Here is a 4,781-nt window from a genome sequence, read left to right as displayed (position 1 = left end):
GCCATTGCGCGTGCTAAAGCTAAAAAAGCAGCAAAAGCCGAACAAGTATCTAGCGTAGAAAAAGACAATGCTGTAGATGAAACTGCACCTACAACTAAAAACCAAGAGCCAGGCACTGAAGCTCAACCAGAGCAAACAGCGCAAGATAAGAAAAAGGCCGCAGTCGCTGCTGCAATTGCCCGAGCAAAAGCCAAGAAACTACAACAAGAAGGAAGTGATAAGTAATGAAGCTTACGATGGCCAGCTCGCCGCATAGTCACAGCCATAAATCACTGAGCAAATTGATGCAAACAGTGATCTTAGCCTGTATTCCTGGACTTATCGCGCAACTGTATTTTTTTGGAACGGGCGTATTAATTCAGCTGATTTTAGCCTTGCTCACAGCCAGTATTAGTGAAGCTGTTATCATGCGTATTCGCAAGCGCCCAGTGTGGCCTACACTAAGTGATGGTAGCGCTTGGCTTACAGCCGTATTGTTAGCACTGAGCATTCCACCGTTGGCACCATGGTGGATTATTGTGATTGGTAGCTTTTTTGCCATTGTAATTGTTAAACAGCTCTATGGTGGACTTGGCTTTAACTTATTTAACCCTGCAATGGCTGCGTATGTATTGTTGCTAATTTCATTCCCAGTACAAATGACGACTTGGATGCCGGTCAATGATCTTCTCGCTAATTCTATTAGCTTTAATCAGCAACTAAGCGTTATTTTTAATGGTTTTACCAGCGCAGGCTTTAGTGTTGATCAACTAAGAGTCGGTGTAGATGGCGTAACAATGGCAACGCCGCTAGATACCATTAAAACAGATATCGCCCATGGTTTAACTATCACTGAGAGTATGCAAGCCGCTATTTTTAATAGTTGGTTAGGCCAAGGTTGGGGCTGGGTTAATCTTGGCTTTTTAATCGGCGGCTTATACCTGATTAAAGCAAAAGTTATAAACTGGCATATTCCAGTTGGTGTAATTAGCGCTCTTGCTGTGTGCAGCGCTGTGGGTTATATCGCAGCACCGGGGATTGAACCTGGCGTTGTATTTCACTTGTTTAGCGGCGCCACTATGCTTGGGGCATTCTTTATAGCGACTGATCCTGTTTCTGCAGCCACGACTAACCGCGGCCGATTAATTTACGGCGCATTAATTGGCTTATTAGTGTATTTAATTCGTACATTTGGCGGCTATCCAGATGCAATGGCCTTTGCGGTATTGTTGCTTAACATGGCTGTGCCACTAATTGACTACTACACCCAACCACGTACTTATGGCCATGGGGTAAACAAATGATCATTTCATCAATGACCAAAAACGGCGGTATTTTAGCACTGTTTGCACTGATCACTACCGGCGCAGTGGGAGTCATTCATACTCTCACTGCAGATAACATTGCAGAGCAAGAGCGCAAACAGCTGTCGCTACAATTGCAAGATGTGTTGGACCCTCATTTTTACGATAATACCCTTTATCAAGATTGCGCCATCATCGATGATCCGTTAATCGGTGATCAGCCACAAACAATTTATCGGGCGCGAAAAGATGGCCAGCCTGTCGCTTTGGTTATACGCCACGTCACGCCAAAAGGTTACAGTGGTGATATCGAGTTATTAACTGCGGTATTTGCAAACGCAGATGTGGCCGGTGTGCGTGTTACTAAACACGAAGAAACGCCAGGACTTGGTGACAAAGTGGAAATAAAAAAATCGTTGTGGATCACCTCATTTAAAGGTCAAACACTACACAGTGAAGACGATCAACGCTGGGCCGTTAAAAAAGATGGCGGCAGTTTTGATCAATTCACTGGCGCTACTATTACGCCACGTGCTGTGGTTGGTTCAGTAAAACAAGCTGTGCTATTCTCAAAAAATAATTTCGATGCGGTATTTAATGCAAGTAATGCATGCCAAGTAGGTGAATCATGAGCCAATTAAAAGAGTTATTTAACGAAGGGATGTGGAAAAACAACCCTGCCCTCGTACAATTACTTGGTTTGTGTCCGCTGTTAGCTGTCACCTCAACGGTTACCAACGCAATGGGACTTGGCCTTGCAACATTACTGGTATTAGTTGGCTCAAACGTGACTATTTCTGCAGTGCGAAACTGGGTGCCTAAAGACATTCGCATACCTGTGTTTGTAATGTTTATCGCAGGCTTCGTAACCATAGTACAACTACTAATGAATGCCTATACGTTTGGCTTATATCAATCACTGGGGATTTTTATTCCACTGATAGTAACTAACTGTGCCATTATCGGCCGCGCCGAAGCTTATGCCTCTAAAAACCCAGTTCATTTATCGGCGTTTGACGGCTTAATGATGGGCTCAGGCTTTATGGTGGTACTTGTTATACTTGGCGCAATGCGCGAACTAATAGGTCAAGGCACCTTATTTGATGGCGCCGATTTACTACTAGGCCCATGGGCATCAGTGTTACGAATTGAAGTATTTAGTTTTGATAACCAATTTTTACTCGCTATTTTACCACCGGGCGCATTTTTAGGTTTAGGCTTACTAATAGCCGCTAAAAATGTCATCGACGCACAAATAAAAGCAAAGCAAGTAGCACCACCTGTGGCCGAAAAAGGCCCGCGAGCAAGGGTCACCAGTTTAACTTAAGGGGAAGCGCACAGTATTTACTGTGCGTTTAAGTTGCATGAATAAAGAAAAACGTTACGAAATACTCTCGCGCCTGCGTGAGCAAAATCCGCATCCTGAAACTGAGCTTGAATATTCAAGCCCGTTTGAACTACTAGTAGCGGTAACACTATCAGCACAAGCCACCGATGTAGGTGTTAATAAAGCCACCCGTAAGCTCTTTCCCGTAGCCAATACGCCACAAGCCATTTTAGACTTAGGCCACGATACGCTGCGCGATTACATTAAAACCATCGGTTTGTTTAACTCTAAAGCCGCCAATGTGTACAAAATGTGCCAGATTTTAGTAGATAAACACAACAGCGAAGTTCCTGAAAACCGCGAAGCCTTAGAAGCCCTCCCTGGCGTTGGCCGTAAAACTGCAAACGTCGTACTCAACACCGCCTTCGGCTGGCCGACAATCGCGGTAGACACCCATATTGACCGCGTCTCCAATCGCACTAAATTTGCCATGGGTAAAAATGTTGTTGAAGTAGAAAAGAAGCTCGAAAAAGTAGTGCCTAAAGAATTTAAAGTCGATGTACACCATTGGCTCATTTTACATGGTCGTTATGTTTGTACAGCCCGCAAACCAAAATGTGGCAGTTGTATAATTGAAGACTTGTGTGAGTTTAAGGATAAAGTAGATTAAGTTAGTGACAACTTTGAGCAATAAGCGGAAGTTCGCGAAACACGTTTTTGGACAAAAACGTTTTAGCTCGTTGGCTGTATTAGGTGAATTTCTATGGGCTAAAACGCCGCCGTAAGAGGCGGAAAATGCTTGGCTATAATTAGCGACGAAGGAGCGCAAGCCAAGCTTTTTGCGTCCTTTCTTGACGGCATTGTTATACCTATATATACCGTTCTGGATTTACCCTAGTAACTTTGGTGAGTTTTAACATAGTATTCTCATGTATATTAGCTTCATCCGAGCAGCATTCATTTTCACAAAAAAGAACCACTGCTTTTTTTCCGCAGTCTTTAGAACTAGGGTAGATAATCCCATCAATAGAATTACCCTCTCCTGTTTTATGTATAAACCTTAAGTGCTCACTAACAACTTGAGTTGGCACATAATCAATATGCTCCCTCCCATCTTTGCTTATTGGAGCTGTAAAGTCTTCTAGAAAATCTATTAGAAATGATAGTCCGTGCCTGTAGTCTCTACTAACACCTGAAAAGATTCCTTTAAAAGGTGGAAGTTTGGAAAGGTCAACTAATGTAAGTCTTTTAACCGTTTCAAATTTACCAACAGTCCCGACTTTACTCTGCCCATCGGGAGTATATGTCTCAGCTATAGCGGTTTTAAGATTAAAAGCACCGTAAAACATAGGGATTCCAGAAGGGCTCATTCTATTTGGGTAAGTGGCATATTCTAAAGGTGGCGGGCCAAGCTCTTCTGCCTTTGTGAATTTTTCACCTTTATTGTGAATACGTACACGTGTCAGCGTAGTGCCAATTTCTATTTTCTTATATAAAGCTAAGGACTCTATTACATTACACAAGGCATCTAAAAAGTAACTAGGTGCTATTTCTTCATAGCCTCTGAAGTCCCGTGAATCTTGCACGCGATAAAAGACGTATCTAGACTTATGCTTAATAGCGTTAACAAACTCTTTCCAACCATAACTTAACGCCAGCTCAGGTGACAAATTATAAAAGTCCTGTTTACACCATTGCCTATCAGATAGTGAGTAAAGAACATCATCCTGAAATTCCATATTCTCAATTGGAATTCCTACCTCATCAAGAAAATCGTATGTGTCGAATACCTCGCCGACCCAACCTTTATCCCATGCGACACCTACATTATTAGGATCACCATACTCTTGAGATAAACATTCTAGAATGAATTTCATTAGCTCATCGAAATGTAAGACTATAGAGTGATTGCTCTGGCAATACGTACACTGAGATTTATCTCCGTTATCTTTAATAAAACGGCCTAAATCCTTGTCACCAACACATGCGCTACAGACATACTTATCCCCGACAGAATAAAAACCTCTTTCTTCCTCTTCCATTGCGAAGTGTTTAAGTCGTCCCAACGATAATCTCCAAATAGGTATAACGAGCCTGTAGAATAACTCGTTTTTAATTTATTTTTATTGATGCATTAACCATAGCCGAACTCCTATTTTGATTCAATCGGT

General features: G+C 42.4%; 6 protein-coding genes. 5 read left to right on the top strand and 1 reads right to left on the bottom strand.

Going from position 1 to position 4,781, the window contains the following annotated elements; genetic code table 11:
• From CWB85_RS15410 to nth, 5 genes are all read left to right on the top strand, one after another.
• Positions 1 to 225: hypothetical protein (locus CWB85_RS15410; RefSeq protein ID WP_138555373.1), on the top strand; the 225-nt coding region annotated here is incomplete at its 5' end.
• A complete protein-coding gene (rsxD, locus tag CWB85_RS15405) occupies positions 225 to 1,283 on the top strand; it encodes an electron transport complex subunit RsxD (RefSeq protein ID WP_138555372.1) in 1,059 nt (352 codons plus the stop codon). The genes CWB85_RS15410 and rsxD, both read left to right, overlap by 1 nt.
• A complete protein-coding gene (gene rsxG, locus CWB85_RS15400) occupies positions 1,280 to 1,915 on the top strand; it encodes an electron transport complex subunit RsxG (RefSeq protein WP_016707859.1) in 636 nt (211 codons plus the stop codon). The genes rsxD and rsxG overlap by 4 nt, the downstream gene beginning before the upstream one ends.
• Positions 1,912 to 2,610 (top strand): electron transport complex subunit E, encoded by a 699-nt coding sequence (locus tag CWB85_RS15395; RefSeq protein ID WP_138555371.1) that lies wholly within the window; start codon positions 1,912 to 1,914, stop codon positions 2,608 to 2,610. Before rsxG ends, CWB85_RS15395 begins: the two co-directional genes overlap by 4 nt.
• A 37-nt stretch (positions 2,611 to 2,647) precedes the next feature.
• Positions 2,648 to 3,280: an endonuclease III gene (gene nth, locus CWB85_RS15390; protein ID WP_138555370.1), complete on the top strand. Its 633-nt coding sequence runs from the start codon at positions 2,648 to 2,650 to the stop codon at positions 3,278 to 3,280.
• Positions 3,281 to 3,479: 199 nt separating this feature from the next.
• Here nth and CWB85_RS15385 read toward each other — a convergent pair whose 3' ends face one another.
• Positions 3,480 to 4,652, bottom strand: a complete 1,173-nt coding sequence (locus tag CWB85_RS15385; protein WP_138555369.1) for a HEPN-associated N-terminal domain-containing protein — start codon at positions 4,650 to 4,652, stop codon at positions 3,480 to 3,482.
• Positions 4,653 to 4,781 lie beyond the last annotated feature (129 nt).

This window comes from Pseudoalteromonas sp. S1727, from assembly GCF_005886375.1.
Lineage (GTDB): Bacteria > Pseudomonadota > Gammaproteobacteria > Enterobacterales > Alteromonadaceae > Pseudoalteromonas > Pseudoalteromonas haloplanktis.
Note: the sequence above shows the minus strand (reverse complement) of the source record. Positions and strands in the feature narration are given on the sequence as shown.

What these genes read in the sequence shown, in the direction of transcription:
- rsxD (WP_138555372.1), top strand. Translation starts at nt 225, where the DNA reads ATGAAGCTTACGATGGCCAGCTCGCCGCATAGTCACAGCCATAAATCA.
- rsxG (WP_016707859.1), top strand. Translation starts at nt 1,280, where the DNA reads ATGATCATTTCATCAATGACCAAAAACGGCGGTATTTTAGCACTGTTT.
- CWB85_RS15395 (WP_138555371.1), top strand. Translation starts at nt 1,912, where the DNA reads ATGAGCCAATTAAAAGAGTTATTTAACGAAGGGATGTGGAAAAACAAC.
- nth (WP_138555370.1), top strand. Translation starts at nt 2,648, where the DNA reads ATGAATAAAGAAAAACGTTACGAAATACTCTCGCGCCTGCGTGAGCAA.
- CWB85_RS15385 (WP_138555369.1), bottom strand. Translation starts at nt 4,652, where the DNA reads ATGGAAGAGGAAGAAAGAGGTTTTTATTCTGTCGGGGATAAGTATGTC.